General features: G+C 39.3%; 1 protein-coding gene and 1 pseudogene. One reads left to right on the top strand and one right to left on the bottom strand.

The features are described 5' to 3' along the window. Positions 1–50 precede the first annotated feature (50 nt). Positions 51–692: pseudogene (locus I4641_RS23635) on the top strand (transposase); the annotation flags it as partial. A 420-nt stretch (positions 693–1,112) separates the two neighbouring features. Here I4641_RS23635 and atpD read toward each other — a convergent pair. Continuing rightward, positions 1,113–2,483 carry a F0F1 ATP synthase subunit beta gene (gene atpD, locus I4641_RS23640; protein WP_229643035.1) on the bottom strand — a complete coding sequence of 457 codons (1,371 nt, stop codon included), beginning with the start codon at positions 2,481–2,483 and terminating at the stop codon, positions 1,113–1,115. Positions 2,484–2,550 lie beyond the last annotated feature (67 nt).

Raw genomic sequence — 2,550 nt, forward strand, 5'->3', positions numbered from 1 at the left:
AAACGAAACTTTTGTCAAGTACATTTTATACAAAATAAGATGAGCTTACCCTGAAGTTAAGAGCTGCCGATATTATTCAGAAAGCCAAGGCTGATTACTCATTAAGACTAGAGCCTGTTAGCAAATTAATGGAAACCTTATTTTCTAATGATGAAGAATTAGAAGAGGCAAATAAATTAGTACCAGAATCAACTTGGTATCGTTCTCTTTGCTATAAAACACAACAGTCTTGGAGTCATTTTAGAAGAGTTGTAACTAAAGTCTGCCATGGTTCTAATGGGTCACAAATACGTCATATTGTCACCTCTTTACCAGCTTCCAAGATATCACCATCTAAACTTTATACTGATAAATATTGTCCCAGAGGCGAGATAGAAAATCGGATTAAAGAGCAACAACTTGATTTATTTGCTGACCGAACTTCAACACAGACATTTGAGAGTAATCAACTAAGATTGTGGCTTTCTTCAATGGCATATGTTCTTGTCCAAGCTTTTCGTCAAAATTGTCTAAAAAGAACCTCTCTAGCTAAGGCTACCGTTGGAACAATTCGTCTTTCTCTTCTTAAATTGGGAGCGAGAATAACCATTAGTTGTAGAAGAATTTTAATCGCTATTGCTACCACTTGCCCATACCAAGATATTTTAGGGATAGCTTATTCCAGAATTCAAGCTATTCCCGATTCTGGATAATTTTAATTATCGAAGAAAATAATTAAATAGTTTCTTAAATGACTGTTGATAAATAGCCATTAATCTTGTCATGGCTATTTTTTTCAGTTGACTTATTTCGAGGTTATTTTTGGGAGTTTTTTCGGAATTTAGTAAATTATCTCTGCCCAAATATCTGGAATTTTTCTTATTAGAGAAAACTAACAATTTTCAAGCTTCAAATTATGCTTTCAATTCAATTTGTGAGAAAAGCGGGATTCAGTCCATAACTTCTGAAACTCTTTTTCACTAGGTTTATAATGACCAGGAAATAAACTTTTTAATACCTAACACCTATGCTACACCAGGTAAATATGCTCAAAAGGCTATTTAACCAGTTATAAATATAGCCTAAAAATATTGGTGTTGATTATTTTACTCGCAGCGCAGTTTGAAAGCATATTATTTTTTGATTTCATCCACACTGCCAATCATGTAAAGCGATCGCTCTGGAACATCAGAAAATTCATCATTCAAAATGCGATCGCATCCAGATAAAGCATCCTCTAGCTTGACCATTTTTCCTTCCAACCCCGTAAACTGTTCGGTAGTAAAAAAGGGCTGAGTAAGAAACCGTTCCAATCTGCGGGCGCGGTAGACTATGTTTCGTTCGCTTTGTGCCAACTCTTCTAGTCCCAACATGGCGATAATATCTTTGAGTTCTTCGTAATTGGCTAGAGTTTGGCGGACTGTCTGAGCGATTTTATAATGGCGATCGCCCACTACTTGAGGAGTCAACATTTTTGAATCTGACTGCAAAGGGTCAATAGCAGGATATAGCCCTTCACTGACTCGCTTACGAGATAAAACAATAGAAGCAGAAAGGTGGGAGAAAGTGTGTACCGCAGCAGGATCGGTCATATCGTCGGCGGGAACATATACAGCTTGAATCGAGGTAATTGAAGCCGATGAGGTGTTGCAGATTCGTTCTTCTAGTTCAGCCAATTCACTGGCTAAAGTGGGCTGATAACCTACCCGTGATGGTAATTGCCCCATTAAGCCCGATACTTCCGAACCTGCTTGAATAAAGCGAAAAATATTATCGATGGTTAGTAAAACATCTTTATGTAAATCGTCGCGGAAATATTCCGCCATCGTCAAGGCTGCGTGTCCCACCCGAAAGCGCACCCCTGGCGGTTCGTTCATCTGTCCAAATACCATTACGGTATTGTTTAACACTCCTGCTGACTGCATCTCTCGGTATAGTTCTTCCCCTTCCCGCGATCGCTCGCCAATTCCGCAAAAGATACTTACTCCTTTGTAGCGACTGACAACATTGTTAATCAATTCCGTAATCAAAACTGTTTTACCAACTCCCGCACCACCGAATAATCCTGCTTTTCCGCCTTTTTCTAATGGTGCAAGCACATCGATCGCCTTAATCCCTGTCAAGAAAATATCTGTTGTAGTAGCGCGATCGCAGAGAGGAATAGGATGGGCGTGGAGCGATCGCATTGTCTCGTTTAATAATGGCTTTTGACCATCGATAGTTTCGCCAAAAACATTAAACATCCTACCTAAGTTTGCTTCTCCTACAGGCACTTGCAAAGTATGACCAGTATCAATTACCATCGAACTCCTAGCTAATCCTTGGGTGGGATTCAAGGCGATCGTTCTGACCACTTCAGAATTAAGATAGGTCATAACTTCTAAAGCTATTTGCTGAGTTTTACCAGCCCTCAATAAGCTTCGAGATTCTGGTAAGCAATCGGGAAACAAAACATCGACTACACTTCCCCGAATAGATAATATCCGACCTTGATTTACTGCCACATCGATTAATTTAGAACTGGTTGCGGGTTTTCTCTACTGAGTGAATTTATCTGGAAGGCTTAATCTA

Source organism: Waterburya agarophytonicola KI4, assembly GCF_020640915.1.
In the GTDB taxonomy this organism is placed as follows: domain Bacteria; phylum Cyanobacteriota; class Cyanobacteriia; order Cyanobacteriales; family Xenococcaceae; genus Waterburya; species Waterburya agarophytonicola.